Below are 911 nucleotides of genomic sequence, written 5' to 3'. Positions count from 1 at the left end.
TCAACACCATGCTTGCGGCGCGCTCCGCCGAAATGTCGAAGATTCTCGACGAGACGGCGCGTCCGCTGGTCGAGCGCTTCGCCCAGGGCGGCTCCGAGCTGCAAAAGAGGATGGAAGAGGTCACCGAACAGGCGACCGAGAAGCTGCGCAGCGAAAACGCGGCCCTCGTCAATGCGCTCGCCAACCGTACCGCGGAGACGCTCTCGGCGGTCGAGGGCGCCCGCTCGACGCTGGCCGACAGCGTTGCCGACCTTATCGGCCGCATGACCACCTCCAGCGCGCAGCTCAGTCAGCTGATCGACCAGGCGGCCGTCAATCTCGGCCAGGTCGAGGAGCGCCTGAGCGGCAGCACGCAGAGCTTCGCGGCGACCACCGAGAAGGCGGCCCAGACCTTTGCCAGCTCGGCGCGCCTCGTTGATTCCAACACGACGCGGCTCACCGATCTGTCGTCGGCGACGTTGCGCGAGGTCGCCTCGATCGCGACCAAGTTCGACGAGCACAGCCGCCTGCTGTCGAGCGCCTCGGACCTGCTGAGCTCCGCGCAGAGCAATCTCGAGCACACGCTGGAGCGGCAGTCGTCGCTGGAAGACCTCGCCGTCGGTCTGGTCAAGAAGTCGGAAGACCTCGAGAAAGTCATGCGCTCCTTCGAGACTCTTGTGGGCCAGACGATGCAGAATGCCGAGGGCCGGACGATGGAATCGGCGGAGAAGATTCGCACCGCCATCGCCGAGGTCGTCGATTCGGCGACGCGCCGCTTCGCCGACGCGACCGAGGAGATGCGGCGCACTGCGGGCTCCATCAAGAGCGAGCTGGACCTCACCCGCGCCGAGCTCAAGAAAGGCGTCATCGAGATGCCGGAGGAGGCCAAGGAATCGACCTCGGCCATCCGCCGCGCCGTCGCCGAGCAGATT

1 pseudogene is annotated in these 911 nt (G+C 66.5%); it reads left to right on the top strand.

Annotated elements, in window-relative coordinates:
- Positions 1–911 (top strand): annotated as a pseudogene (locus EOA75_RS33305) (kinesin); the annotation flags it as partial.

The sequence above is a fragment of the Mesorhizobium sp. M1A.F.Ca.IN.022.07.1.1 genome (genome assembly GCF_003997575.1).
Classification (GTDB): Bacteria; Pseudomonadota; Alphaproteobacteria; order Rhizobiales; family Rhizobiaceae; genus Mesorhizobium.
The sequence above is the reverse complement of the archived record's forward strand: the minus strand, read 5'-3'. Positions and strand labels throughout refer to the sequence as shown.